This window comes from Streptomyces glaucus (genome assembly GCF_039533365.1).
Classification (GTDB): Bacteria; Actinomycetota; Actinomycetes; order Streptomycetales; family Streptomycetaceae; genus Streptomyces; species Streptomyces glaucus.
The window spans coordinates 129,204-155,171 of record NZ_BAAATK010000002.1 but is presented as its reverse complement, the minus strand read 5'-3'; the positions used below and the strand labels follow the sequence as shown (position 1 = coordinate 155,171).

At 74.2% G+C, this 25,968-nt stretch carries 23 protein-coding genes and 1 riboswitch; of the genes, 10 read left to right on the top strand and 13 right to left on the bottom strand.

Features of this window, described 5'->3' with window-relative positions; genetic code table 11:
• Positions 1–8 precede the first annotated feature (8 nt).
• The 3 genes from ABD363_RS02210 (at position 9) to ABD363_RS02200 (ending at position 3,519) form a co-directional block, all read left to right on the top strand.
• The gene (locus tag ABD363_RS02210; protein WP_425577929.1) at positions 9–1,835 is read left to right on the top strand and encodes a glycosyltransferase; all 1,827 of its coding nucleotides are present in this window, start codon (positions 9–11) and stop codon (positions 1,833–1,835) included.
• Positions 1,832–2,347 (top strand): hypothetical protein, encoded by a 516-nt coding sequence (locus tag ABD363_RS02205; protein ID WP_344599610.1) that lies wholly within the window; start codon positions 1,832–1,834, stop codon positions 2,345–2,347. The genes ABD363_RS02210 and ABD363_RS02205 overlap by 4 nt, the downstream gene beginning before the upstream one ends.
• A 131-nt stretch (positions 2,348–2,478) precedes the next feature.
• The gene (locus tag ABD363_RS02200; RefSeq protein ID WP_344599609.1) at positions 2,479–3,519 is read left to right on the top strand and encodes a glycosyl hydrolase; all 1,041 of its coding nucleotides are present in this window, start codon (positions 2,479–2,481) and stop codon (positions 3,517–3,519) included.
• A gap of 12 nt (positions 3,520–3,531) precedes the next feature.
• Here ABD363_RS02200 and ABD363_RS02195 read toward each other — a convergent pair whose 3' ends face one another.
• From ABD363_RS02195 to ABD363_RS02185, 3 genes are all read right to left on the bottom strand, one after another.
• Positions 3,532–4,287, bottom strand: a complete 756-nt coding sequence (locus ABD363_RS02195) for a polysaccharide deacetylase family protein (protein WP_344599608.1) — start codon at positions 4,285–4,287, stop codon at positions 3,532–3,534.
• A 290-nt stretch (positions 4,288–4,577) separates the two neighbouring features.
• Entirely contained in the window at positions 4,578–5,816 is a 1,239-nt protein-coding gene (locus ABD363_RS02190) for a glycosyltransferase family 2 protein (RefSeq protein WP_425577928.1), read from the bottom strand.
• 103 nt (positions 5,817–5,919) lie between these two features.
• Positions 5,920–6,984: a GNAT family N-acetyltransferase gene (locus tag ABD363_RS02185; protein WP_344599606.1), complete on the bottom strand. Its 1,065-nt coding sequence runs from the start codon at positions 6,982–6,984 to the stop codon at positions 5,920–5,922.
• Positions 6,985–7,268: 284 nt separating this feature from the next.
• Between ABD363_RS02185 and ABD363_RS02180 the strand changes: the two genes are divergently transcribed.
• Positions 7,269–8,081, top strand: coding sequence for an HAD family hydrolase (locus ABD363_RS02180; RefSeq protein ID WP_344599605.1), 813 nt, complete (start codon positions 7,269–7,271; stop codon positions 8,079–8,081).
• Between the two features lie 18 nt (positions 8,082–8,099).
• On the opposite strand, the gene ABD363_RS02175 is transcribed toward ABD363_RS02180, so the two are convergent.
• On the bottom strand, positions 8,100–8,585 hold the full coding sequence (locus ABD363_RS02175) for a transglycosylase SLT domain-containing protein (protein WP_344599604.1): 486 nt from the start codon (positions 8,583–8,585) through the stop codon (positions 8,100–8,102).
• Positions 8,586–8,587: 2 nt separating this feature from the next.
• Positions 8,588–8,750: riboswitch (cyclic di-AMP (ydaO/yuaA leader) on the bottom strand.
• Between the two features lie 574 nt (positions 8,751–9,324).
• Here ABD363_RS02175 and ABD363_RS02170 point away from each other — a divergent pair.
• From ABD363_RS02170 to ABD363_RS02155, 4 genes are all read left to right on the top strand, one after another.
• On the top strand, positions 9,325–10,335 hold the full coding sequence (locus ABD363_RS02170) for a polyprenyl synthetase family protein (RefSeq protein ID WP_344599603.1): 1,011 nt from the start codon (positions 9,325–9,327) through the stop codon (positions 10,333–10,335).
• A 266-nt stretch (positions 10,336–10,601) separates the two neighbouring features.
• On the top strand, positions 10,602–11,819 hold the full coding sequence (locus tag ABD363_RS02165; protein ID WP_344599602.1) for a LolA family protein: 1,218 nt from the start codon (positions 10,602–10,604) through the stop codon (positions 11,817–11,819).
• Positions 11,820–11,852: 33 nt separating this feature from the next.
• Entirely contained in the window at positions 11,853–12,827 is a 975-nt protein-coding gene (locus ABD363_RS02160; protein ID WP_344599601.1) for an ABC transporter ATP-binding protein, read from the top strand.
• Positions 12,814–13,704: an ABC transporter permease gene (locus ABD363_RS02155; protein WP_344599600.1), complete on the top strand. Its 891-nt coding sequence runs from the start codon at positions 12,814–12,816 to the stop codon at positions 13,702–13,704. Before ABD363_RS02160 ends, ABD363_RS02155 begins: the two co-directional genes overlap by 14 nt.
• Positions 13,705–13,708: 4 nt before the next feature.
• Here ABD363_RS02155 and ABD363_RS02150 read toward each other — a convergent pair whose 3' ends face one another.
• The gene (locus ABD363_RS02150) at positions 13,709–14,293 is read right to left on the bottom strand and encodes a flavodoxin family protein (protein ID WP_344599599.1); all 585 of its coding nucleotides are present in this window, start codon (positions 14,291–14,293) and stop codon (positions 13,709–13,711) included.
• Positions 14,294–14,652: 359 nt separating this feature from the next.
• Between ABD363_RS02150 and ABD363_RS02145 the strand changes: the two genes are divergently transcribed.
• Positions 14,653–15,927 carry a tetratricopeptide repeat protein gene (locus ABD363_RS02145; RefSeq protein WP_344599598.1) on the top strand — a complete coding sequence of 425 codons (1,275 nt, stop codon included), beginning with the start codon at positions 14,653–14,655 and terminating at the stop codon, positions 15,925–15,927.
• Between the two features lie 166 nt (positions 15,928–16,093).
• Here ABD363_RS02145 and ABD363_RS02140 read toward each other — a convergent pair whose 3' ends face one another.
• The 3 genes from ABD363_RS02140 to ABD363_RS02130 all read right to left on the bottom strand — a co-directional run bounded on the left by ABD363_RS02140 (position 16,094) and on the right by ABD363_RS02130 (position 18,713).
• Entirely contained in the window at positions 16,094–16,561 is a 468-nt protein-coding gene (locus tag ABD363_RS02140) for a VOC family protein (RefSeq protein ID WP_344599597.1), read from the bottom strand.
• A gap of 168 nt (positions 16,562–16,729) precedes the next feature.
• Positions 16,730–17,683, bottom strand: a complete 954-nt coding sequence (rarD, locus tag ABD363_RS02135) for an EamA family transporter RarD (protein WP_425577927.1) — start codon at positions 17,681–17,683, stop codon at positions 16,730–16,732.
• A gap of 175 nt (positions 17,684–17,858) precedes the next feature.
• Positions 17,859–18,713, bottom strand: coding sequence for an NAD(P)H-binding protein (locus ABD363_RS02130; RefSeq protein WP_344599595.1), 855 nt, complete (start codon positions 18,711–18,713; stop codon positions 17,859–17,861).
• A gap of 90 nt (positions 18,714–18,803) precedes the next feature.
• On the opposite strand from ABD363_RS02130, the gene ABD363_RS02125 reads away from it, so the two are divergent.
• A complete protein-coding gene (locus ABD363_RS02125; RefSeq protein WP_344599594.1) occupies positions 18,804–19,205 on the top strand; it encodes a winged helix-turn-helix transcriptional regulator in 402 nt (133 codons plus the stop codon).
• 8 nt (positions 19,206–19,213) lie between these two features.
• Here ABD363_RS02125 and ABD363_RS02120 read toward each other — a convergent pair whose 3' ends face one another.
• The 5 genes from ABD363_RS02120 to ABD363_RS02100 form a co-directional block, all read right to left on the bottom strand.
• The gene (locus tag ABD363_RS02120; protein ID WP_344599593.1) at positions 19,214–20,293 is read right to left on the bottom strand and encodes a 2-oxoacid:ferredoxin oxidoreductase subunit beta; all 1,080 of its coding nucleotides are present in this window, start codon (positions 20,291–20,293) and stop codon (positions 19,214–19,216) included.
• Positions 20,286–22,214 (bottom strand): 2-oxoacid:acceptor oxidoreductase subunit alpha, encoded by a 1,929-nt coding sequence (locus tag ABD363_RS02115; RefSeq protein ID WP_344599592.1) that lies wholly within the window; start codon positions 22,212–22,214, stop codon positions 20,286–20,288. The genes ABD363_RS02120 and ABD363_RS02115 overlap by 8 nt, the downstream gene beginning before the upstream one ends.
• Positions 22,215–22,380: 166 nt before the next feature.
• Positions 22,381–23,052: a LuxR C-terminal-related transcriptional regulator gene (locus ABD363_RS02110; protein WP_344599591.1), complete on the bottom strand. Its 672-nt coding sequence runs from the start codon at positions 23,050–23,052 to the stop codon at positions 22,381–22,383.
• Between the two features lie 187 nt (positions 23,053–23,239).
• Positions 23,240–24,595, bottom strand: coding sequence for a sensor histidine kinase (locus ABD363_RS02105; protein ID WP_344599590.1), 1,356 nt, complete (start codon positions 24,593–24,595; stop codon positions 23,240–23,242).
• 110 nt (positions 24,596–24,705) lie between these two features.
• Positions 24,706–25,959, bottom strand: a complete 1,254-nt coding sequence (locus ABD363_RS02100) for a sensor histidine kinase (protein ID WP_344599589.1) — start codon at positions 25,957–25,959, stop codon at positions 24,706–24,708.
• Positions 25,960–25,968 lie beyond the last annotated feature (9 nt).

Genomic DNA, 25,968 nt, shown 5'->3' with positions numbered 1-25,968 from the left:
CCGGGTCCGTGACGGACCTCTCCGACCTCCCCCCGGCCCGGCCGGGACGCGTCCTCGCGGCCTGGCCCGCCCTCCCGCTGCTGGCCGCGCTCGCCCTGTGGGCGTACGCGGTGCGGCACACCGACGTGTCCCGCCTCGACGACTTCGGCCTCGTCACCGCGCTGCACCCCGCCTTCTGGGTCGGCCTCGCCGTCCTCACCACCGGCTTCTGGTGCACGGTCCGCGTCCGGAGCCGGCCGCAGGGCTGGTCGCTGGCGTACGTCCTCGGCCTGCTGGTGATGGAGCGGGCCACGCAGGCCGTCCTCTACCCGACCCCGCTGTACGCCTGGGCGTGGAAGCACGACGCGGTCATCGACCACCTGCTGACCGCGGGCCGCCTCCAGACCGCGGAGCAGATCGGCGACATGGCCGTCTACGACCAGTGGCCGGGCTTCTTCGCCGCGCAGGCCGCGCTGGTGCGGCTGCTGGGCGTGGACTCCGCCGCGACGTACATGGCGTGGTGGCCGCTGGTGTCCAGCCTGCTGCTGCTGCTTCCGCTGCTGCTGATCTACCGCACCTTCACCGAGGACCGGCGGCTGATCTGGACGGCGGTGTGGCTGTTCCACGTCGCCAACTGGATCGGCCAGGACTACTTCTCCCCGCAGTCCGTGGCCTACGCCCTGCACCTCGGTGTGCTCGCCGTCGTCCTGCGCCGCTACGGCCGCGCCGGCGGGCGGCGGACGGCGGTGTGGACCGCGCTGCTCACCGTGCTGGTCACGGCCATCGTCATCTCCCACCAGCTGACGCCCGGCATGCTGATCGTCTCGCTGCTCGCGCTGTGCCTCACCCGCCGCTACCGCGGCTGGGTCCCGCCGGTCACCGTCGTCGTCATCTTCCTGGCCTGGTGCCTCACGGCCGCGCTGCCCTTCCTGTCGGCCGCGATGCCGGACATGATCCGCTCGGTCGGCGACATCGGCGCCAACGTCGAGACGGGGTACGGCGCCACCCCCACCGGCACCGGGGCGATCGCCACCTCCTGGGCGGCCCGGCTGCTGTCCGGCTCGGTCCTGCTGCTGGCGCTGGTGGGCGTGGTGCGCCAGCGGGTGCTGCGCCACCGGGCGCTGCCGCTGGTGCTGGTGACGGCGGCTCCGCTGCCGATGTTCGCGGCGAGCAGCTACGGCAGCGAGATGATCTTCCGGGTGCTGCTGTTCATGCTGCCCGGCGCCGCCTTCCTCGCCGCCGCGGCGCTGCTGCCGAAGGTCCGCACCCTGGCCGCCGACGCCGCCGCCCGGGAGGCGCGGGCACGGCCGCGGCCCGTCACCGGGCGGCGCCGGCGGCGGCTCCTCGCGGGGCGGTACGGCACCTGGGCGCCGTTGCCCGCCCTGCTCGCCGTGACGTGGGCGTTCGTGCCGAGCTACGCGGGCAAGGACCGCATCAACTACTTCCCGCCGCAGGAGGTCGCCCTCGTCCACCGGCTCTTCGAGCAGGCGCCGGAGGGCTCCCTCGTCGTCGCCGCCAACCGCAACTACCCCCTCGCGTACGACTCGTACGGGACGATCGACCACTACTGGTTCCTCGACGACGACCGGCGCCACGTCGACGAGATCCTCCGGAACCCGGCCGCCACCCTCGCCCGCGACATGGCGGGCGTCGAACCGCCGGCCCGGGCCTACTTCCTGCTCACCCAGGGGCAGTTGGCCAACTCGGAGATGAACGGCCAGCTCGACGAAGCCCAGTTGGACCGCATCCGCAGGTCCGTCGCCGCCTCGCCGCGCTTCGAGCGGGTGGCGCGGAACGACGCGGGCGTGCTCTACGCCCTGGTACCGGCGGACGGGGAAGGGGGCGCGAGCCGATGACACCGCAGCAGCTCGTCGTGCGGGCGCTGCCCCCCCTCGGGGGCTGGCTGGCGCTCGCCGCGCTCGCCCTGCCCGATGCCTCGGTGCCGCGCGGCGCGGCCGTCGTGGCCTTCCTGGCGGCCGGGCCGGGCGCGGCGCTGGTCGGGCTCTGCGGGCCCGCGCTGCGGGCGCGGCCCGCCGAGGGGCCCGTCGAGCGCCGGGACCCCGCCTTCGAACACCGCTCCGACCTGCTGGAACGGCTGATGCTGGCCGTCCTGCTCAGCGTGAGCGCCGCGCTGATCGTGGCGACCGTGCTGATCGCCGCGCACGCGTTCAGCGGACGGCGCGTGCTGCTGGCGCTGACGCTGCTGACCACGCTCGCCGCGCTCTGCCCGCGCCTGCGCGCCTCCTCGGCGGCCCGGGCGCCGCGCACGGCGCCGAAGGAGACGCGAGGAGCGCCGGAGACGCCGGGAACACCGGAGACGCCGACAACGCCGACAACGCCGACAACAGGAAAGGGTTCCGCTTCGTGAGGTTCGCCCGCCGCTTCCGGCGTACGAGTCGTACGGCCGCTCCCACCGGGCAGCACCGGGCACCGGAGCCGTCCACGGCCCCGGGCGCCCGCCCGGCCGGTCTCCCGGCGCGGGGGCGGCGCCGTCTGCTGATGATCGCCTCCGCCGCGGTCGCCTGCGCGGCCCTGCTGGCCGTGCCGGTCCTGCGCGACGCCTCCGGGCCCGCCCCGGACCCGCCGGACGCCTCCGGGGACGGCCGGTGCCGCCCCACCGCGCTCCTCGAACCGCCCTGCGGCGCCTGGTTCGGCGCCTTCGTGCCGCACGAGCGGACGGACCTCGGGGAGAAGGTCCGCGCCTACGAGCGGCGCGTGGGCCGGAAGCTCGACATCGTGTACACGTACCACGACATGTCCGTGGCCGAGGGCGCCCGCCTGGAGGGCCAGCTCCTCACCGAGGAGGAGCAGCGCGTGGGCCGGGACCACATGCTGCTGCTGTCCTGGGAGAGCAAGTGGTGGGGCGGTACGAAGCGGCAGCAGCCCACCTGGCGGCGGATAGCCGCCGGCGACCTGGACGAGACGGTGATCGACGTGCAGGCCCGGCGCGTCAAGGAGTACGGGCAGCGCACCGGGAAGAAGGTGTTCCTCTCCTTCGACCTGGAGATGGACACCCGCACCCCGGACAACGGCACCCCGGCCGAGTTCGTCGCGGCGTACCGGCACATCCACGACCGGTTCCGCGAACTGGGCGTCGACAACGTCGTGTGGACCTGGATCACCACCGGGTACCTGGACCACGCGGACGTGATCGAGCGGATGTACCCGGGCGACGAGTACGTCGACTGGATCGGCTACAACCAGTACAACTACTACCGCTGCCACGACGCCGACTGGCTGACCTTCGCGCAGACCCAGACCGACACGCACGCCTGGATCCGCGCGAACATCTCCGACGACAAGCCGCTGATGCTCTCCGAGTTCGGCACCGCGGCCGACGACTCCCGGCCCGAGCGGCAGGCCCGGTGGTACGCCGAGGTGCCCCGGGTGCTGAAGCGCCTGGAGGGCGTCAAGGCCGCGCTCCAGTGGAACTACCGCGACCCGGGGCCGCACTGCGACCTGGCGCTGGCGAACGACGCGGCCTGGGACAGCCTGCGCGAGGCGGTCGCCGACCCGTATCTGAACCAGCCGCCGAAGTGACCCGGCCGGCGGTTAGCCCGCGAACTCCGGTCCGCGCACGGCCGCGCGGGCCCGCCGGTACCAGCGCCACGCGATCGTCCTCGGCCCGTCGCGGTAGGGGGCGATCCGGGCGCCCGCACCCGCCAGCCACGCCTCGACGTCGGCGACCGTGTGGCTGCGGCGGACGATCAGCCGGGCGATGCGGTAGCGCTCGTCGCGGTCCGAACTGAGCGCGTGCCGCACGGCGGTCGCGGTCTCGTACCCGGCGCGGGCGGCCAGGGCGCGCACCTTCGGGCTGTTGTAGCCGTGCGGGTAGGCGAGGTGGCGCACCGGGTGGCCGAGGACGTCCTCCAGCACGGCCCGGGACGTGCGCAGTTCGTACGCCACGTCCTTGGCGGGCAGGGTGTCCAGCTGGGCGTGGGTGACGGTGTGGCTGCCGATCTCCACGCCGTGACGTTCCAGCTCCGCCGCGTGGTCCAGGCTCATCATCGGGGCGGGCGGCAGCAGGCAGGGGCCGCCGGGGACGAGGGCGCCGGTGGTGAGGTAGGCGGTCGCGGTCAGCCCGCGCCCGGCCAGCGCCTCGGCGGTGGGGCCGGGCAGGTCGGCGAACCCGTCGTCGAAGGTGAGCAGCACGGGCCGGGGCGGCAGCGGGGCCCGCCCGGCCAGGTGGTCGGCGACCGCGCTGATGGTGACGGGCGTACGGCCGCTGTCGACGATCGCGTCGAGGTGCGCGGCGAACTCCCTCGGGCCGACGGTGAATTCGGCGATCCAGGAGGGCGGGTCGTCCATGACGGCGTGGTAGAGGAAGACGGGGATGGCGCCGCGGTCCCCGCCGGTACGGGCCCGGGCGTCCGCACGGCTCCCCGCGGCGCCTCGGCTCCCCGCGGCGTCCGCCGCCCCGTGCGCCGCCTGCCCGCCGTCCGCCGCCCCGTGCGCGGCCTGTCCGCCGTCCGCCCCCCGGGGCCCCGCTCCGCCCCGCCCCGGCTCCGCGCCCCAGTCGCCGCCTGTCCGCCGTCCGCCCCCCGCGGCCGGTTCTCTGCCGTTGCCGCCCATCGCGCCCCCGCCCCGCTCCGTCGGCCTCATCCCGGCTCCGGCGTCACCGCGCGCTGGGCGCGCCGCGCCCGTACGTAGCCGAGGGGCCCGTACAGCATCCCCCGGCGCTGCAGCCGCGACAGCCGCCGTGGCCAGGGGTGCGTGCGGGCGTCGTGCTCGCCCGGCGCCGCGGCCTCGCCCCCGGTCCCGTCCGTGTCCCGCGCCGCCGTCAGGGCCCGGGCGTGGGCGAGGCCGCCCGGCAGCTTCGCGAGGAACGCCGGCAGCAGCGCCGGGCGGTTCACCAGGATCGCCGTGAGGTACGCGGTCAGGCCCGCGCCGTAGCCGTACGCCTGGGTCTCCAGGTCCCGCCAGGTCTCCCGGTGGTGGTGCCACACCAGCGCCTGCGGGGTGTAGTGCAGCCGGTGCCCCGCGGCGAGGACCCGGACGAAGCCGTACAGGTCGTCGCCGCCCCGCGCGGGCGTGCCCGCGCCGGTGGCCGGGTCGAAACCGCCGACGGCGCGCAGCACCGCCGTGCGGAAGGCCATGTTCGCGCCGGAGCCGAAGCGTCCGGCGGTGAAGGGGAACAGCGGCTCGTCGGGCGGCGGGCTCTTCGGGTCGTACGTGCGCGGCGTGAAGCCCTTCGCGAAGCCGCCGTGGCTCTCCAGCAGCACCTGTGCCGGGGTGCGCAGCCGGGCCGGCAGGATCAGCCCGGTGGCGCAGCCCAGACGCGGGTCGGCGGCGAAGGGCGCGGTCAGCTCGGTGAGCCAGCGCGGGTCGGCGACGACGTCGTCGTCGGTGAAGGCGACGACCTCGGTGCGGGCGACGGCGACGCCCCGGTTGTGGGCGACGGCGAGCCCGGGCACCGGTTCGCACACGTACCGGACGCGCTCGCCGTACTTGCGCTCGACCAGGTCCCGCGTCTCGTGCGTCACCGGCGCGTTGTCGACGACGACGATCTCGAAGTCGGGGTGGTCCTGCGCGAGGAGCGAGTCGAGGGCGCGCGCGAGCCGGTCGGCGCGCTCCCGGGTGGCGACGACGACGCTGGCCCGCGGCGGCACGCCGGGCGCCGCCGCGGGCCGTGCCCCGCGCGCGAGGCGCCGGGCGGGCCCGGCCAGCGCCTCCCTCGGCTCCGCGCCCCGCGGCACCTGCCCGAGCAGCGTCCCCACCGGCCGCCCTTCCCGCCTGACCAGGGCGAACACCGGGCCGGACGTCACCGGCGGGCTGCCCGGCCCCGGTGTGAGGGCGATGCGGCCCTCCCCGTCGAGGTCCAGTTCGGCGACCTGCACCGGTGCGATGCTCTGGAACCGCCGGATCTCCTCCTGCGTCCGTGCGATCCGTCGTGTCCGTGCGATACGGGACATACGTCCTCCCCCTTCGTCACCCGTGATGTCAGGACCGGCGCAGCCGGGCCGCGCCCTTCAGCGTCCGGGCCGCCAGCGCGGCCAGTCGTGGCCGGCCGCGTACGAAGCCGTGGACCCGGCGCGCCGGTTCGCGGCCGAGCCGGTGCAGCGCCGCGCCCACCCCCGGGCGCGTCGCCATCCCCTCGTACACGGGCAGCTCGCCGGTCTTCAGCGCGTCCTTGTACTCGGCCGCGCCGCGCCCCAGATCGAGCGTGTCGATGCCCTCGGCGGCCGCGGCCTCGGCCATCCGCAGATGCAGCACCAGCCCGGGCGAGAACCTGGCGAACCGCGGGTCGTACGCCGGGAACCAGCAGGCCAGGACCGTCGCCGAGCGCAGCCCGAAGTGCGCGGCGACCGGTTGTCCGGCGGCGTACAGCACCGACAGCGTGCCCGTGCACTGCGGGGTCCGCGTCTCGGCGAGCCGCCCCACGAGCCGGGTGATCCACTCCCGCGCGAACCGGTCCCGGCGCCCGGTCCTGCGGTACTGCGCGGACTTCCACTCGACGAGCGCCCGCAGCGCGGCCGGGTCCCGCTCGTCGAACACGAACCGCACGTCGCCGACCTGGCGGCCGAGCCGGCGTTCCTTGGCGAGCGTGGTCTTCAGGAACTTCGGCGACCGGGTGCGCAGGGCGTTCTCGTAGGTCTCGTACCCCTTCCCCACGTCGATGACGTAGGTGGTGAACTCCTCGGCGGCGTACGGCACGAACAGCCGCTGCTCCGCCTCCAGGTTGTCGAAGGCGTAGCTGGACAGTCCGCAGGCCCGCAGCAGGGCGCGGCCGTCCAGGCCGAGGCCCGGGCGCAGCACCGCGCCCTGACAGTCCGACACCCCGAGTCCGACGGCCCGCCCCTGGCCCAGCGGCCCGCGCTCGTGGGGCAGGAAACCGGCCGCCTCGCCGCCCTCGTAGACCACCGCCACGCGCGCGTGCGGGCGGACCCGGCTCACGGCCTCGGTGAACTCCGGTTCCATGAACGGGTTGCGCGGCGCGCCCGACGCGGCGCGCAGCTCCCGCCAGCGCTCCTTCTCCCCCTCGCCGAGCTCCTCCGGCCCCAGCACGCGAATGCGTCCACTGCTCAACCTGACCCCCCGATCAAGTCCCCCCGGACACAAGGAAGGTACCCCCGGGGCCGCCCCGGCGGTAGGTACCGGGCCATGCTGCTGCCAACCGGTGCAGAGGCCCACAACCACCTGTAGGCGGTGAAGGGGGATGAAGGCGGTGACTTCCGGACACGTGTGCGCCGTGTTCCCCGGCGGTCTCCGACGCCCCGCGGGCGCCGGGGTCCGTGGGGCGGTCCGGCTCCGGACGCGTCGGCGGGGCGCCCGGTCCGTATTCTCTGATCATGGCCCCCTTCACCGCATTCTCACTCGTCGCCACCGACCTGGACGGAACGCTGCTGCGCGCCGACGACACGTTCTCCGACCGGTCGCGCGCCGCGCTCGCGCGGGTGGCGCGGGCCGGTGCGCAGCACCTCGTGGTGACGGGACGCCCGGCGCCGAGGGTGCGGCCGCTCCTGGACGACCTCGGCTGCGGGGGGCTCGCGGTGTGCGGGCAGGGCGCGCAGGTGTACGACGCCGGCGCGCACCGTCTGCTGTGGTCGGTCACCCTGGACCGGGAGCTGGCCGAGACCGCGCTCGGCAAGATCGAGGCCGAGGTGGGGCAGGTGTACGCCGCGGTCGACCAGGACGGTGTCGACGGGCTCACGCTGATCGAGCCCGGCTACCGGATGCCGCACCCGACCCTGCCCGCGGTGCGGGTCGAACGGCGCGACGACCTGTGGTGCGCGCCCATCAGCAAGGTGCTGCTGCGCCATGCCGAGCTGTCCGACGACGAACTGGCGGCGACGGCCCGCGCGGTGGTCGGCTCCCTCGCCACGGTCACCATGTCGGGGCCCGGGACCGTCGAGCTGCAGCCGCTCGGCGTCACCAAGGCGACCGGCCTGGCGCTGGCCGCCGAGCACCTGGGGCTCGGCCCGCGGCGGACGATCGCCTTCGGGGACATGCCCAACGACATCCCCATGTTCGGCTGGGCGGCCCACGGCGTCGCGATGGCCAACGCCCATCCCGCCCTCAAGGCGGTGGCCGACGAGATCACACGGTCGAACGAGGACGACGGCGTCGCCGTCGTCCTCGAGCGGCTGTTCGGCGCGGCCTAGAGGGAGGGCTCGGCGGGCCTAGTAGGCCCCGGCGACGTTGTCGATCGAGCCGTAGCGCTGGGCCGCGTAGTTGCAGGCGGCGGTGATGTTCGCGACCGGGTCGTACGGGTCCCACGACGTGCCGGCCACGTGGTACGCCTGGAAGGTCGGGTCGATGACCTGGAGCAGGCCCTTGGACGGGGTGCCCGCGGCGGCGTTGGAGTCCCACAGGTTGACGGCGTTCGGGTTGCCGGACGACTCGCGCATGATGTTGCGGTGGATGCCGTCGTACGTGCCGGGGATCCCGTTCTGCGCCATGATGTCGAGCGCCTCCCGGATCCAGCCGTCGAGGTTGTCCGGGTAGGCCGTGGCCGTGGTGGTGGCGGCGGTCGTCGTGGCGGCCGTGGTGGCCGCGGACGCGCTGGCCGCGCCGACGAGCGGAAGGGCGAGTACGGCGGCGCCCGTGCCGGCGAGGGCGAGCGTGCGGGCGAGGCGGGCGGTACGGCGGTGGCCGCGTGCAGGCATGGTCGGTTCCTCTCCTACGCCTGCGAGGTGAGCTGTCGGGTTCGGGCGGGAGGTGCCCGGTCGTGCCCCGTGGGCACGGCTTCACCCCGAGCCGCACCGGTGCGTCCGGTACGGCGGCTTACCTGGGTCCCCCGCTCCTGCCGTGCGAGTGAGTTCGTCGTGGGTGGCGCGGACGGCGGCAGGATTCGGCGTCCGCCCGACAGGCCGGGAACGTATGCGAGAGCACATGTCCGGAACAAGTGCGGGATTCGCGGAACGCTCCTGTTGACCTTGTTCTGGGGTGTTTTGGGTGCTTGATCCTTCGCGGGCGCCGAGGGGCAACTCGCTTGCGGGGCCGGGGAGGTGGGGAGGAGGCGGGGCGGGCGGCGCGGCGCGCCGGGGCGTGAGCCAACTCACGGAGACCGAAAAGACCGGCAAAACGGGCAATATGGCCAACTCGCCCGTAAGGGGCCGGTCGTGGGGCCGGGCGCGGAGACGCGGGGAGGGGACCGGGTGCGCCGCCGGCGGCGGCGGGCGCGTTCGCCGCGCGCGGAGTGAGGATGGTCACGCCATGTCGTTCCATGTCCGCTCATATGAACCGATCAAAAACATGACGGTCCTGGTCCCGTATCGCCCGGGCTGTAACCGTGGGCCCTATCGGTGATCGAAACGTGACCGGATACGCTGACTTGAGTGAGGGCAGCGACCTATCGACAAACCGTGTAATCGCCAGCAGACACCAGCAGACAGGAGACCCCTCGTGACCGTCGTCGGGCCGTTCGGGCTGAGCGTGCGGGACCAGGCTCTGGAAGCCGATGTCCAGGCCGGATTGGCGGCTGTCGAGGAAGGGTTGCTCGAGGCAACCAAGAGCGCGGTGCCCTTCATCACCGAGGCCGCCCAGCATCTGGTGCGGGCGGGCGGGAAGCGGTTCCGGCCGCTGCTGGTGATGCTCGCGGCGCAGTTCGGGGACCCGTACGCGCCCGGCGTCGTGCCGTCGGCCGTGGTCGTGGAGCTGACCCACCTCGCCACGCTGTACCACGACGACGTGATGGACGAGGCCGCGGTGCGGCGCGGGGTGCCCAGCGCGAACACCCGCTGGGGCAACTCGGTGGCGGTCCTCACCGGCGACTTCCTCTTCGCCCGGGCCTCGCACATCCTGGCCGACCTCGGCCCGGAGGCGGTGCGGGTGCAGGCGGAGGCGTTCGAGCGCCTGGTGACCGGGCAGATCCTGGAGACGGCGGGACCACGGGACGGACGGGACCCGGTCGAGCACTACCTGGACGTGCTGGGCGGCAAGACGGGATCGCTGGTGGCGGTCTCCTGCCGGTTCGGCGCGATGATGTCCGGCGCCGACGACACGGTCGTGGACGTGCTCACCCAGTACGGCGAGCGGCTCGGCGTCGCCTTCCAGCTCGCGGACGACGTACTGGACATCGCCTCCGACTCGCACGAGTCGGGCAAGACGCCGGGCACGGACCTGCGCGAGGGCATCCCCACCCTGCCGGTGCTGCGGCTGCGGGAGCGGGCGGCCCGGCTGGGGCGGGCCGAGGACGTCGCGCTGTGCGAGCTGCTCGACTCCGACCTGACCGACGACGCGCGGCACGCCGAGGCCCTGACGCTGCTGCGCGCCCACCCGGCGCTGGAGCAGGCGCGCCGGGACACCGTGCGCTACGCCGAGGAGGCGCGCGCGGCGCTGGCGCCGCTGCCGGAGTGCGACGCGAAGACGGCGCTGACCGAACTGTGCGACGCGGTGGTCCACCGGGCGGGCTGAACCGCCCCGCGGAACACCTCCCGGCACCCGCCCCCGCCCGGCGGCGTCCTCCCGCGCGACCCCTACGGGTCGGGGGAGGCGTGAGCCCTCCCGTGTCATACCGCAGGCGTACGGGGAGTTGACTCCCGGGTCTGACGATTCCGCGTGGCCGATTTGGTCGGATGGACACCACGGACATCACCACTCCTCACCGATTCGGGTGAGAATGGCGGCCACGGGTGGACGAACGGGAGTGGTCCGGCCGCCGCCGACGACGGAGGGCACACATGGCACCGTACGAATCCGACGACAGCACGACCGCCGGGGAGGCCGAGGACGGGCGTTCCGGCCGGCGCAGGGCCGCACGGTACGTGGTACCGGTCGCGGTGATGGGGGTGGCGGCCGCGACGATCGGGCTCGTCCCCGCGATCGCCGACTCCGGCGACCCCGACCTCCCGGAGATCACCGCCGAGCAGCTCGTCCAGAAGGTGGCCGAGTCGGAGGTGGAGCAGCTGTCCGGCACCGTGAAGATCACCACCGACCTGGGGCTGCCGGACCTCGGCGGACTGGGGAGCGGACTGCTCGCCGGCGCCCCGCGGGCGGACGGCGAGGGCTCCTCCGCCGACCCGTCGGCCAGGCTCACCGAGCTGGCCTCCGGCACGCACACGCTGCGGGTCGCCGTCGACGGCCCCGACCGGCAGAGGCTCTCCCTGCTGGAGAACGCCGCCGAGTACAGCCTGATCCACAACGGCGACGACGTCTGGGCCTACGACAGCGCCTCCCACGAGGTCTACCACGGCACCGTGCCCGACCGGGCGGGCGAGCAGCGGGAGAGGAGCGTTCCCGCCACGCCCCGGGACTTCGCCGAGAAGGCCCTGGCGGCGGTCGACGCCACCACGTCCGTGACCGTGGACGGCACCGTGCGGGTCGCCGGCCGGGACGCGTACAAGCTGCTCGTCGAGCCGAAGCGGCCCGGCTCCACGATCGGCGCGATCAGCGTGGCCGTGGACGCCGAGACCGGGACGCCGCTGAAGTTCACGCTGACCCCGGCCGACGGCGGCGCCGCCGTCGTGGACGCGGGCTTCACCCGGGTCGACTTCGCCGCACCCGCCGCGTCGGCCTTCGACTTCACCCCGCCCGAGGGCGCGAAGGTCACCGAGGCGGACGAGGCGGCGAAGGCGCCCGAGCGCGAGCGGACGTCCGGGAGCGGGCGGAAGTCCGAGGCCGACCTCGCGAAGGAACTCGACGGCCTCCAGGTCCTCGGCGAGGGCTGGAACTCGGTGGCCGTCTTCGACACGGGCGGCCGGGGCCTGCCCGCCGCCGGCGCCGGCGGCGACCTCGACGGCTTCCTGAACTCGCTCGGCGACCGGGTGACCGGAGAGTTCGGCACGGGCACGGTCCTCTCCACCCGCCTGGTCAACGCCCTGATCACCGAGGACGGCAAGGTCTACGTCGGCACGGTCACCGCGGACGCTCTGGTGAAGGCCGCCGACGCCGGGAAGTGAGCCCCCGACGAGTCGCAGGGAACGAGGGAGCCGATGGGCGAGCCGTCCGTCACGGAGCCGGACCGGCGGCGCGCGGATGACGCCGTCATCGCCACCCGCGCGCTCACCAAGCGCTACCGCGGCGGACAGCTCGCCGTCGACGGGCTCGACCTGACCGTCCCGGCGGGCAGCGTCTTCGGCTTCCTCGGCCCCAACGGCTCCGGCAAGACCACCACCATCCGCATGCTGATGGGCCTGATCGAGCCGACCTCGGGCACGGCCCGCGTGCTGGGCCGGCCCATGCCGCGCGCCGCCCGCGCCGTCCTGCCCCAGGTCGGCGCCCTGATCGAGGGCCCGGCCCCGTACGGCTTCCTCTCCGGCCGCGACAACCTCCTGCGGTACGACGCCGCCGACCCGACCGCCGACCCGCGCACCCGGCGCGCGCGGGTCGCCGCCGCCCTGGACCGGGTGGGCCTCACGTCCGCCGCCGGCAAGAAGGCGAAGGCCTACTCGCTCGGCATGAAGCAGCGCCTCGGCCTCGCCGCGGCGCTGCTGAGGCCCCGCCGCCTGCTGGTGCTGGACGAGCCGACCAACGGTCTCGACCCGCAGGGCATGCGCGAGATCCGCACGCTGGTCCGGGAGTTGGCCTCGGACGGCACGACCGTCTTCCTCTCCTCCCACCTCCTCGACGAGATCGAGCAGGTGTGCACACACGCCGCGGTGATGGCGCAGGGCCGCCTGATCGCCCAGGGCGCGGTCGCCGACCTGGCGGCGGGGACGCGCGGCCGGCTGGTGGTGACCACGCCGGACACGGGGGAGGCGGCCCGGGTGCTGAAGGAGCAGGGGGCCGGGGACGTCGTCGTCGCCGAGGACCGGGTCACCGGCGAACCGCCGGACCGCGACCTCGCCGAGGTGAACGCCGCGCTGGTGGCGGCCGGGGTCCGGGTGCGCGGCTTCGGGACGGAACGGGTCTCGCTGGAGGACGCGTTCGTGGCGCTGACGGGGGAGGGGTTCGATGTCGCGGGCTGAGCCGTCGCGGGCCGGGGCGTCGCGGGCCGGAGCCGCCGTCCGGCCCGGCCCCTCGTGGACGCTCGGCCTGTTCCGCAGCGAACTGCTCACCACGTTCCGGCGTTGGCGCACCCTCGCCCTGCTGGGCGTGCTGGCCGCCGTGCCGGTCCTGATCGGCGTCGCCGTCAGGATCGAGACGGGCGACGGCTCGCCGGCGGGCGGCGGGGGCCCGGCGTTCCTCGCGCAGGTCACCAACAATGGCCTGTTCCTGGTCTTCACCGCGCTGGCCGCGACCCTCCCGTTCTTCCTGCCGATGGCGATCGGCGTCGTCGCGGGCGACGCGATCGCGGGCGAGGCCGGCGCGGGCACGCTCCGCTACCTGCTGGTCGCCCCCGCCGGCCGCACCCGCCTGCTGCTCACCAAGTACGCCTCCGTCATCGTCTTCTGCCTGGTCGCCACCCTCGTGGTCACGGTCTGCGCCCTCGCGGTCGGCGCGCTGCTGTTCCCGCTCGGCGACCCGACGACCATCTCCGGCACGCGCATCGGCCTCGCCGAGGGCCTGGGAAGGGCGCTTCTGATCGCCCTGGTCGTCGCCGCGTCACTGACCGGCGTCGCGGCCCTCGGCCTGTTCGTCTCGACGCTGACGGGCAGCGGCATCGCGGCGATGGCGACCACGGTCGGCCTGCTGATCACCGTCCAGATCGTCGACCAGATACCGCAGCTCCACGCCGTCCAGCCGTACTTGTTCTCCCACTACTGGCTGTCCTTCGCCGACCTGATGCGCGATCCGGTCCACTGGGACGACATCGTGCGCAATCTCGGCCTCCAGGTCCTGTACGCGGCGGTGTTCGGCTCGGCGGCCTGGGCGCGGTTCACGACGAGGGACGTCACCGCCTAGCCGCTCACTCGGTGTCGTACGGGAAGCGGGCGAGCGGCGCCTCCCGCGCGAAGAACGTCTTGGCGTGCGCCAGCGCCTCGGTGTCCCTCAGGACGTCGCCGGGCTTGCTGCCGTTGCCGAGCAGGACCCCGCCGAACCGCATGCCCAGGTACGCGGCCGAGTTGCGCAGGGTGCCGATCAGCGGGTCGGCCACCACCAGCTCCTGGTGCGCGAGCGCGGTGACGCCCCACAGGGTGCGCCCGGCCATGGTCGCCTTGAAGTCGACGCCGGGGGTGCGCAGCCAGCCGGCCCAGTGGTCCAGGTAGCGCTTGACGGGAGCGGACACGGAGTACCAGTACAGCGGCGAGGCGATGACGACGTCCGTCGCGGCGAGGGTGGCGTCGAGCAGCAGGGCCGCGGCGCCCTGCGTGGGCCGTACGTGGTCGCTGTCGTGGCGCAGGTCCTCGAACTCGGGCAGCGGGTGTTCGGTGAGGCTGATCCACTCCTGCTCGACGTCGCCCGGCAGCTGTTCGGCGGCCCGGCGGGCGAGCAGCTCCGTGTTGCCGTCGGCGCGGCTGCTGCCCAGCAGGAAGAGGAAGCGGCGGTTCATGGGATCTCCCGGGTGGTCGGCGCACGCCACAATATGCACATACATTATATGCGCGCGCATCCATATGTCCATGGGCCGGCGCCGCCGTGCGCGCCGACCCGGGAGAAACGCCGCGGCCCGGCGGCCCGCCCCGGTTCCGGCGGGGTCACCGGCCGCGTGTCCAGATCCCCGGTCCTTGTCGCATGCACGCTCCCCTCCCTCGTCATCCGCGGAGCCGCACGGTACTCTCTGCCGCCACGGCGGGACGGGGCTCTGGGACGAGCCTGTGACACCGCGGTGACGTGAGAACCGTGAGCGAGCGGAGAGACTCGACAGCAGGTATCACGACAGGCTCTTGAACGGTGCGGGAGCGGAAGCCGATGTCTCGACCCAGCCGCGACGACAAGCGGGAACAACAGCGTGCCGGGCGCTCGGCCCCCCCGATCCAGGTCCACGTCCCGGCCATCGGCCCGGCCGCCGGCCCGACGACCGGGCCGGGTGCGGGCGCGGCCGCGAACCCGGCCGCCGGGCCGGATCCGGGCGGCCCGCCGGCGGGTGCCTCGATCGACGGCGTCCCGGTCGCCGCGGCCCCCGGCCAGGAGATCCACCACGCCGTCCTGGACCGCCTGCACCGCATCGCCCTCGCCGCCGGCCGCCCCGTCCTCGCCACGGTCCACGACGAACGCATCGGCTACGTCGTCCCCCTCCAGGTGGACACGGACGGCTCCAGCCGCTTCACGGCGGAACCGGTACGGACGGCCCCGCCGCCCGACGCCGCCCGGCCGCCGGTTCCTCCGCGGCCGACGGCACCCCCCGCGGGCGTGCCGGACCCGCAGCGTCCGCGGCACGACACGCCCGCCCACGTCCTGCGGCGGCCACCCGGACCCGCGGAGGAGGCCTCCGCCCCGACGTTCCCGCTGCGGGCGATACCCGACCCGCGGCCCCGCCCCCAGCCGCCCGGCGGGTCCGCGCCGGCGGTCCCGCCGGGGGCCGTGCCGGAACCGGCCGGGGGCGCCGCACCCGGCACGGTCGCGCCCCCGACGGGAGAGTTCGGGCCGCCTCCGCCGATGGACGCGGTCCTGGGATCCGCGCCTTCGGCCGGGCCCGAGTCCGACCCGGACCCCAGGCCCACTCCGCCCCGCGGCTTCGACGCCGTCGCCGAGGCCGTCCTCGGCGGCGGACCGGCGGGCGCCGGCCCCGCCCATCTCGCCGAACCGGTGACCCGTATCAACGAGGCCGTCAAGGCGGGCCGCCTCGAGGCGGCGGCGCACCTGGCGGAGCAGACGCTCGCCCAGGCGTCGGGCACCCTGGGGCCGGAGCACCCCGAGACGCTCCGGCTGCGCGAACTCGCCGCCTACATCGCCTACCTCTCGGGTGACCCGGTCCGGGCCTTCCACCTCTCCCTGGACCTGGCCCGCGCCCACCGCGGCGCGGGCGACGCGGAGGCCGCCTACGGCAACGTGCAGAGCGCGGCCACCGCCTGGCGCGCCGTACGCGACCCGGTGCGGGGCCTGGACCTGGGCCGGGACCTGATCGGCCTGTGGACCGGGCTCGCGGCCGAGGGCGGCCCCGCCGCCGACGACATCGAGCAGCTGGAGTCGGCCCGCGCCCGCATGGGCCGCCTCACCGAACGCGCCCGCGCCCAGGGCGGCTGACCGGGCCCGGTGTCCGAGGGGGGGAGCCGCCGGTCCGGGGCGGTGCCGCCGCCGACGCCGGCGGTCGTGTCGCGGGCGGGGCGCCCGGGCGGCGGAACCGCGACCGGCTCACCTGCCCGGCGGGCGCCCGGGCGGTGAGCCGGTCGCGGCGTCCCGGTCCGGCGCCCTAATGCACGCAGAACTCGTTTCCCTCCGGGTCCGCCATCGTCACCCACTGCCCGCCCGGCTCCGCCACCCGCCGCAGCACGCTCGCGCCGAGCCGCTCCAGGCGCCGTACCTCGTCCTCGCGGCGCCCCTGCCCGGGGTGCAGGTCGAGGTGGAGCCGGTTCTTGACCGTCTTCGCCTCCGGCACGCGCTGGAACAGCAGCCGCCGCCCCAGCCCCGTCCCGCTCTCCTTCTCGTACGGATCGTCCGGGTGCCGTACGGCGGCCAGGTCCCGCCAGGCGGGCCGGCCGTGGAACTCGACGGTCAGCTCGGCCGGTACGGCTCCCAGGCCGAGCAGCTTCTCGATGAGCGCGCTGTTGTCCTCGACCTCGTAGTGCAGCGCGGCGGCCCAGAAGTCGGCCTGGGCGTGCGGGTCGGCGGCGTCGATGACGATTTTCCAGTGCAGGGGTGCGGGGGTCGTCTCTGTCATGCGACCACTCATAGTGGCTGCGGGAGCGAGGGGGGAGCGGAATCGCCGAAAGATCCCGGGGCCGGGGGCCGGGGCCGGTTCCGTACGCGGGCGGGCCTTTTCGGCCCTTCCGCCTCGAGCGGGGGCCGCGCGGCCCCCGCTGCTCGCGAATCCGGCGGCGACCGCCGGCTACGGCTTGGCGGCCGGCGAGGCCGACGGCTCCGCGGCCACGCCGTCGGCGCTCCGCGCCGCGCTCCCGGTGCCCGCCGGCCCGGTGGTCCCGGGCCTGTCGAGCCCGGCCCTGAGCGCGCGGGCGGACCGCCGCGCGGTGCGCAGCGCGTCCCAGGTGAGCAGCGCCAGCGCCAGCCACACCAGCGCGAAACCGGCCCACCGCTCGGGCGGCATGGCCTCGTGGAAGTAGAGGATGCCGAGCAGGAACTGGAAGACCGGGGCCAGGTACTGCAGCAGCCCGAGTGTCGACAGCGGCACCCGGATCGCGGCGGCGCCGAAGCAGACCAGGGGGAGCGCGGTGACCACGCCGGTGGCGGCGAGCAGGGCCGCGTGTCCGGGGCCCTCGGTGGCGAAGGTGGAGCCGCCCTGCCCGCTCAGCCACAGCAGATAGGCGAGTGCGGGCAGGAACTGGACCGCGGTCTCCGCGGCCAGCGACTCGACGCCGCCGAGGTTCACCTTCTTCTTCACCAGTCCGTAGACGGCGAAGGAGAGGGCGAGGATCAGCGAGATCCACGGCGGACGGCCGTAGCCGACGGTGAGGACGAGGACGGCCGCGAAGCCGACGCCGACCGCCGCCCACTGCACGGGCCGCAGCCGCTCCTTCAGCAGCAGCACGCCCATCGCGATGGTGACCAGCGGGTTGATGAAGTAGCCGAGCGAGGCCTCGACGACCTGGCCGCTGTTGACGGCCCAGATGTAGACGCCCCAGTTGATGGTGATGACGGCCGCGGCGACCGTGATCAGCCCCAGCTTGCGCGGCTGCCGCAGCAGCTCGCCGGCCCAGCTCCAGCGCCGCAGCGCCAGCAGGGCGACGGCCACGAGGACGAGGGACCACACCATCCGGTGGGCCAGGATCTCCACCGCCCCGGCCGGCTTCAGCAGGGGCCAGAACAGGGGGACGAGCCCCCACATTCCGTACGCCGCGAAGCCGTTCAGCAGTCCTATGTGCCGCTCGCCCCTCGACTTCCCGGCCACCGGCTCCTCCTTCGTGTCTCGAACCCGCGTCCACGAAGGTAACGCCGGACACCCCCGTCTGTCATACCCGTACCGGCATACGGTCATGACAGACGCGGGGAGGGCCGGGTGGTCAGGCCGGGAGCGCGGCGGCGACGGCCTCGGCGATCAGGGTGGTCGGGCGGCCGATCAGGCGGGACAGGTCGCCGGTGGAGACCACCAGCTCGCCCCTGGCGATGGAGGCGTCCACTCCCGCGAGGACCGCGGCCAGCGGCTCGGGCAGGCCGGCGCCGGTCAGGATGCCGGTCAGCGCTTCCGGGGTGACCGCGTTGTAGGTGATCTCCCTGCCGGTCCGCCGGCTCAGCTCGGCCGCGTACTCGGCGAAGCTCCAGGCCTCGTCGCCGCCCAGCTCGTACGTCGTGTTCTCGTGCCCCTCGCCGGTCAGCACGGCGACGGCGGCCGCGGCGTAGTCGGCGCGGGAGGCGGAGGAGACCCGGCCCCCGCCGGCGGCGGCCACCACCGCGCCGTGCTCCAGCACCGGGGCCAGGTTCTCGGTGTAGTTCTCGTGGTACCAGCCGTTGCGCAGCAGCACGTACGGCACGCCGGAGGCGAGCAGCACCTGCTCGGTGCCGCGGTGGTCGTCGGCGAGGGCGGCGGTCAGGGTGCCGGGGGCGCTGGTGTAGGCGAGCAGGGCGACGCCGGCCGCCTTCGCGGCGTCGACGACCACCGTGTGCTGCCGCACGCGGTCCCGGTCGACCTCGCTGCCGGAGATCAGCAGCACCTTGTCGCCCGCCGCGAACAGCCCGTCGAAGGACTCGGGGGCGTTGTAGTCGGCCACGGCGATCCGCACGCCGCGGTCCGCGAGGTCGCGGGCCTTCTCCGCGCTGCGGACGACGGCGGTGACCCGGTCGGCCGGAACCTTCTCCAGCAACTGCTCCACGACGTGCCGGCCGAGCTTCCCGGTGGCTCCGGTGACGACGATGCTCATGATCAGAACTCCTTGCGAGGGTGCTTTCACACTAACCCTAAGAGAGGCGCTAACCATGCGAAAGTACCCACTTCAAAGTAAGGTACTGGCATGACAGTAAGTGACCGGGGGGCCGTCGGCGAGGAGCTGTGCCCCCACCGCCTGGTCCTGGAGCACGTCACCAGCCGCTGGGGCGTCCTCGTCCTGATCCGGCTCCTGCAGCGCCCGCACCGCTTCAGCGAGCTGCGCCGGGCGATCGGCCGCGTCAGCGAGAAGATGCTCACGCAGACGCTGCAGACCCTGGAACGGGACGGCCTGGTCCACCGCGACGCCCGGCCCGTGATCCCGCCGCGCGTCGACTACTCCCTGACGGAACTGGGGCGCGAGGCGGCGGAGCAGGTGCGGGCGCTCGCGCTGTGGACCGAGGAACGGATGGCCGACGTGGCGGCGGCCCGCCGGGCGTACGACGGGGCCCGGACCGCCACGCGGCGGTCCGGGCCCCGGGAGCCGTAGGGGGGCGATCAGCCCACGACGGTCCAGGTGTCGCCCCCGGCCAGCAGCGCGGCCAGGTCGCCCTTGCCGCGCTGCTCGACGGCCGTGTCGAGCTGGTCGGCCATCTGCGTGTCGTAGACGGGGCGGTCGACGGAGCGGAACACGCCGATCGGGGTGTGGTGCAGGGTGTCCGGATCGGCGAGGCGGGACAGGGCGAAGGCGGTCGTCGGGGACGCGGCGTGCGCGTCGTGGACCAGGATCCGGTCCTCGTTGTCCGGCGTCACCGCGACGACCCTCAGGTCGCCCGTCGCCTGGTCCCGCACGACGCCCTTGGAGCCGTCGCGGCCGAAGCGGATCGGCCGGCCGTGCTCCAGCCGGATCACCGCCTCCTCGGCCCGCTGCTTGTCCTTGAGCACGTCGAAGGCGCCGTCGTTGAAGATGTTGCAGTTCTGGTAGATCTCGATCAGCGCGGTCCCCGGGTGGGCGGCGGCCTGCCGCAGCACCTCGGTCAGGTGCCTGCGGTCGGAGTCCACCGTGCGCGCCACGAAGGACGCCTCCGCGCCGATCGCCAGCGACACCGGGTTGAAGGGCGCGTCCAGCGAACCCATCGGAGTCGACTTGGTGATCTTCCCGACCTCGGAGGTCGGGGAGTACTGGCCCTTGGTCAGGCCGTAGATCCGGTTGTTGAACAGCAGGATCTTGAGGTTGACGTTGCGGCGCAGGGCGTGGATGAGGTGGTTGCCGCCGATGGACAGCGCGTCGCCGTCACCGGTGACGACCCACACCGACAGGTCGCGGCGCGAGGTGGCGAGACCGGTGGCGATCGCCGGGGCGCGGCCGTGGATGGAGTGCATCCCGTAGGTGTTCATGTAGTACGGGAAGCGGGAGGAGCAGCCGATGCCGGAGACGAAGACGATGTTCTCCCGCGCCAGGCCCAGCTCGGGCATGAAGCCCTGCACGGCGGCCAGGATCGCGTAGTCGCCGCAGCCGGGGCACCAGCGCACCTCCTGGTCGGACTTGAAGTCCTTCATGGACTGCGCGGCCTCGGCCTTCGGCACGAGCGAGAGCGCCTCGACCGTGCCCGTGGCCTGGGGGATCGTCTCAGCCATCGATGGCCTCCTTGAGCGCCGCGGCGAGCTGCTCCGCCTTGAACGGCATGCCGTTGACCTGGGTGTACGAGCGGGCGTCGACCAGGTACTTCGCCCGGACGAGGGTGGCGAGCTGGCCGAGGTTCATCTCGGGGATCACCACCTTGTCGTAACGCTTCAGGACGGTGCCGAGATTCCCCGGGAAGGGGTTGACGTGCCGCAGGTGGGCCTGCGCGATCGACGCGCCGGCCGCCCGCAGCCGCCGCACCGCCGCGGTGATCGGCCCGTACGTCGATCCCCAGCCCAGCACCAGCACCTTCGCCCCGTCCGGGTCGTCGGGCTCGATGTCGGGGACGTCGACGCCGTCCACCTTCGCCTGCCGGGTGCGCACCATGAGGTCGTGGTTGGCCGGGGCGTAGGAGATGTTGCCGGTGCCGTCCTCCTTCTCGATGCCGCCGATGCGGTGCTCCAGGCCGGGCGTGCCCGGGATCGCCCAGGGCCGGGCGAGGGTGTGCGGGTCGCGCTTGTAGGGCCAGAACACCTCGGTGCCGTCGTCCAGGGTGTGGTTGGGGCCCTGCGCGAACCGCACCCGCAGGTCCGGCAGCTCGTCCGGCTCCGGGATGCGCCACGGCTCGGAGCCGTTGGCCAGGTAGCCGTCGGACAGCAGGAAGACCGGCGTGCGGTAGGCCAGCGCGATGCGGGCCGCCTCCAGCGCCGCGTCGAAGCAGTCGGCCGGGGTGCGCGGGGCGATCACCGGGACCGGCGCCTCGCCGTTGCGGCCGTACATCGCCTGCAGCAGGTCCGCCTGCTCGGTCTTGGTGGGCAGGCCGGTCGACGGCCCGCCGCGCTGGATGTCGACGATGATCAGCGGCAGCTCCAGGGAGACGGCCAGGCCGATCGTCTCGCTCTTGAGCGCCACGCCCGGGCCGGAGGTGGTGGTCACGGCGAGGGAGCCGCCGAAGGCCGCGCCCAGCGCCGCGCCGATCCCGGCGATCTCGTCCTCGGCCTGGAAGGTCCGCACCCCGAAGTTCTTGTGCTTGGACAGCTCGTGCAGGATGTCCGAGGCCGGGGTGATCGGGTACGAGCCCAGGAACAGCGGCAGGTCGGCCTGGCGGGAGGCGGCGATCAGGCCGTACGCCAGGGCGAGGTTGCCGGAGATGTTGCGGTACACGCCCGGCGGGAACGCGGCGGCGGCCGGGGCCACCTCGTAGGAGACGGCGAAGTCCTCGGTGGTCTCGCCGAAGTTCCAGCCCGCGCGGAAGGCGGCGATGTTCGCCTCCGCGATGTCGGGCTTCTTCGCGAACTTCGTCCGCAGGAACTTCTCGGTGCCCTCGGTGGGCCGGTGGTACATCCAGCTCAGCAGCCCGAGCGCGAACATGTTCTTGCTGCGCTCGGCCTCCTTGCGGGTGAGGTCGAAGTCCTTGAGCGCCTCGACCGTCAGGGTGGTCAGCGGCACCGGGTGCACCTGGTAGCCGTCGAGGGAGCCGTCCTCCAGCGGACTGGTCGCGTAGCCGACCTTCTGCATCGCCCGCCGGGTGAACTCGTCGGTGTTGACGATCACCTCCGCGCCGCGCGGCAGGTCGCCGATGTTCGCCTTCAGGGCGGCCGGGTTCATCGCCACCAGCACGTTCGGCGCGTCACCGGGGGTGAGGATGTCGTGGTCGGCGAAGTGCAGCTGGAACGACGACACCCCCGGCAGGGTGCCGGCGGGCGCGCGGATCTCGGCCGGGAAGTTCGGCAGCGTCGACAGGTCGTTGCCGAAGGACGCCGTCTCCGAGGTGAAGCGGTCTCCGGTGAGCTGCATCCCGTCACCGGAGTCCCCCGCGAACCTGATGATCACCCGGTCCAGCCGGCGGACGTCCTTCGCCCCCGCCGGTGTGCGCCGCTCCGCCACGGCCGCTTCGTCGGCCTGCTCCGCTGGACTACTGACCTGGCTGGTCACTGAACTGGACCTCCCTCGAGGCGGTTGTCCGAGGCTGGCCTTCCGCAGACCATCCCAGGATCAACCCTACGACCGCGCGGGCCGCCTTCCTGAGCCATTCGCATGATGGACACGACTTCGGAAGGATTCGCCTGCTCGGCCGGGGCCCGGCGCGGTCGCGAGCCGGTCAGGAGTTGAGGTACGTCAGCACCGCGAGCACCCGCCGGTGGTCGCCGTCGCTCGGGGACAGCCCCAGCTTCAGGAAGATGTTGCTGACGTGCTTCTCGACGGCGCCGTCGCTCACCACCAGCTGCCTGGCGATCGCGGAGTTCGTCCGCCCCTCGGCCATCAGGCCCAGGACCTCCCGCTCCCGGGGGGTGAGCCCCGCGAGGACGTCCTGCTTGCGGCTGCGGCCGAGCAGCTGCGCGACGACCTCCGGGTCGAGGGCCGTGCCGCCCGCGGCCACGCGCACCACCGCGTCCACGAACTCCCGCACCTCGGCCACCCGGTCCTTGAGCAGGTAGCCGACGCCACGGCTGGAACCGGCCAGCAGCTCGGTGGCGTAGCGCTCCTCCACGTACTGCGACAGCACCAGCACGCCGAGCTCCGGATGCGCCCTGCGCAGCTGTACGGCGGCCCGCACGCCCTCGTCGGTGTGCGTCGGCGGCATCCGCACGTCCGCCACCACCACGTCCGGCAGCTCGCCCTGGTCGCCCAGCTCCGTGATCGTCTTGATCAGCGCCTCGCCGTCCCCGACACCGGCCACCACCTCGTGCCCGCGGTCGGTCAGCAACCGGGTCAGGCCCTCCCTGAGCAGCACCGAGTCCTCGGCGATGACCACCCGCACCCTGTTCTCCACGTTTTCCGCCCCCCTGGCCCATGCCGGCTCCGCGCCGTCGCTGCGAACACGTCCAGCATCCCAGCATCGGGGGGATCCCTGCGCACGGGCCACGCGATCCGAGGGGCGCACCCCGGACCCGGCCGGGACCCGGCCGCTCCGCGGACGGACCGCGGGACCGGCCGGGCCCCGGCGTCACCCGGGCGGCTCAGCGCACCCGGTCCGTCCGCCACGGCAGCTCCGCGGTCACCCGGGTGGGACCGCCGGGCGGCGAGTCCACGACCAGGATCCCGTCCACCGCGTCGAGCCGCTCCGCCAGCCCCGCGAGCCCCGAGCCGGCCGAGGCGTCGGCCCCGCCCACGCCGTCGTCCACGACCTGGAGCAGCAGCCGGTCCTCCACCCGCCACACCTCCACGGCCGCGGCGGCGGCCCGGGAGTGCTTGCCGACGTTCTGCAGCAGCTCCGACACCGTGAAGTAGGCGATGCCCTCGATCGCCGGCGCCGGCCGCTCCGCCAGGTCGACCTCCACCCGCACCGGCACCGGGCACCGCGACGCCACCGCCGACAGCGCCGCGTCCAGGCCGCGGTCGGTCAGCACGGCCGGGTGGATGCCGCGGGCGAGGTCGCGCAGCTCCTGCAGCGCCGTCTTCACCTCGCCGTGCGCCTCGTCCACCATGCGCGCCGCCGCCCGCGGGTCCTCCTTCAGCTTCTCCTTCGCCAGCCCGAGGTCCATGGCGAGGCCGACCAGGCGGGCCTGCGCCCCGTCGTGCAGGTCGCGCTCGATGCGCCGCAGGTCGGCGGCGGCCGCGTCGACGACGACACCCCGGTCCGACTCCAGCTCCACCACCCGCGCCGACAGCCGCGACGGCCCGAGCAGCCCGTGCACCAGCATCCGGTCCACCGTCGTCAGCGCCCGCACGATCCACGGCGCGGCCAGCGCGAACAGCAGACCCACCAGCGCGGTCACGGTGATCTCGAAGGGGTTGTCCAGATGGATCCGGTGGGTCCCGTCGCCGTACACCTGGAGCCCGTCCTGGCCGACGTACATCGGGAAGACCCAGAACCACAGCGGGTAGGTCAGCATCGCCCAGCCCCACGTCCAGACGGTCACGGCGACGCCGAAGGAGAAGACCGCCCACGGGAACTGCACCAGCGCGTACAGCAGCGCCCGCCACGACGCGCCGCTGCGCAGGACCGCCCCCGTCCAGGCCGGCACGCCCGGCTTCGCCGGCCGCAGCGGCTCCGGGTCGGCCACGTCCAGGCCCAGCAGCCCGCGCGCCCGTGCCCGCTCCATCGCCCCGAACCCCCGGCACCCGGCGAGCGCCGCCGCCAGCACCGGGATCCCGAGGAACGTCACCAGCAGGCCCGCGCCCAGCGACACCATCGTGACCGCGTAGCTGAACAGCAGGGTGCCGACCGGAAGACCCAGCAGCACGTAGCCGAGCTCGCGCCGGCTGCGCGCCTCGAACGGCGCCCGCAGCCCCGCCGGCAGCCGGGGACGCCGCCCACCGGCCCGGCCGGGAACGCTGTCGAGCCCGTAGGCCTGTCCGTACTCCGTGGTCATCGGCGTCGTCCTTCCCCTCGTTCTGCGGCTGTCCTGTCCTGCCTCCACCCTGCGCGGCCGCGGCCCGGCGGACCATGGAGTCCGTCGGCGTCCCGGACGGGGGGTTTTCCCTACCGCGGGCCGGCGGCGGCCGTGCGGTTCCGCCACGGCAGCTCCGCCGTGACGGTCGTCGGACCGCCCTGCGGCGAATCGACGACGAACAGGCCGTCGACCGCGCCCAGCCGGTCGGCGAGACCCCGCATGCCCGTACCGCCGTCCACGCGCGCGCCCCCGCGGCCGTCGTCCCGCACCTGGATGAGCAGCCGGTCGTCCTGGCGCCACACGTCGACCGACGCCGACCGGGCCGCGCTGTGCTTGCTGACGTTCTGCAGCAGCTCCGAGACGGTGAAGTAGGCGATGCCCTCGATCGCCGGCGCGGGCCGCTCCGCCAGGTCGACCGTCACCTTCACCGGCACGGTGCAGCGCGAGGCGACCGAGGACAGCGCCGCGTCCAGGCCGCGGTCGGTCAGCACGGCGGGATGGATGCCGCGGGCCAGGTCGCGCAGCTCCTGCAGCGCGAGCTTCACCTCGCCGTGCGCCTCCTCGACCATCGCCGCGACGTGCTCGTCGGCCTGCCCCTCCAGCAGCTTCTCCTTCGCCAGGCCCAGCCCCATGGCGAGGTTGACCAGGCGGGCCTGCGCCCCGTCGTGCAGGTCGCGCTCGATGCGCCGCAGGTCGGCGGCGGCCGTGTCGACGACGACACCCCGGTCCGACTCCAGCTCCGCGATGCGCCGCTCCAGCTCGTCCGAGGGCGACAGCAGGGCCCGCACCATCGCCCGGTCGGCGTTGGCCAGGCCCCGCGCGATGAACGGCAGCACCGGCCACAGCACGAACAGCGAGGTCAGCGCGATCGTGAAGGTGAGGATGCCCCAGGGCAGCCGGATGAACCCGTACAGGACCGTACGCCAGCCCACCGGGTCCCTCAGCGTCATCCACAGCCGCGGGAGGAACCCGCCGGCGCCGCGCAGGGACAGCCGGCTCGGCTCGTCCACCCGCACCCCGAGCAGCGCCCGGGCCCGCGCCCGCTCCAGCCGGCCCAGCAGCCGCGCGCCCGCCAGCCCGGCCGCCAGCAACGGGAACCCGATCACCGTGATCGTCAGCCCGAGACCGGTGAACAGCACCGTCATGACGTAGGTGAACCCGAGCAGCGCCGCCGGGAGGTTCGCCAGCAGGTGGGCGATCTCCTTCCAGGTGTGCCGGTCGTAGGCGAGACGGGCCGGCGGCAGGCGGTCGCTGTCCGCTTCACCCGGGTGTCCGGTTTCGCCCGGGTGTCCGGTTTCACTCAGGTGTCCGGCGCGCGGCGGTGACATGAGGCGTTCGGTCATACGGGTCAG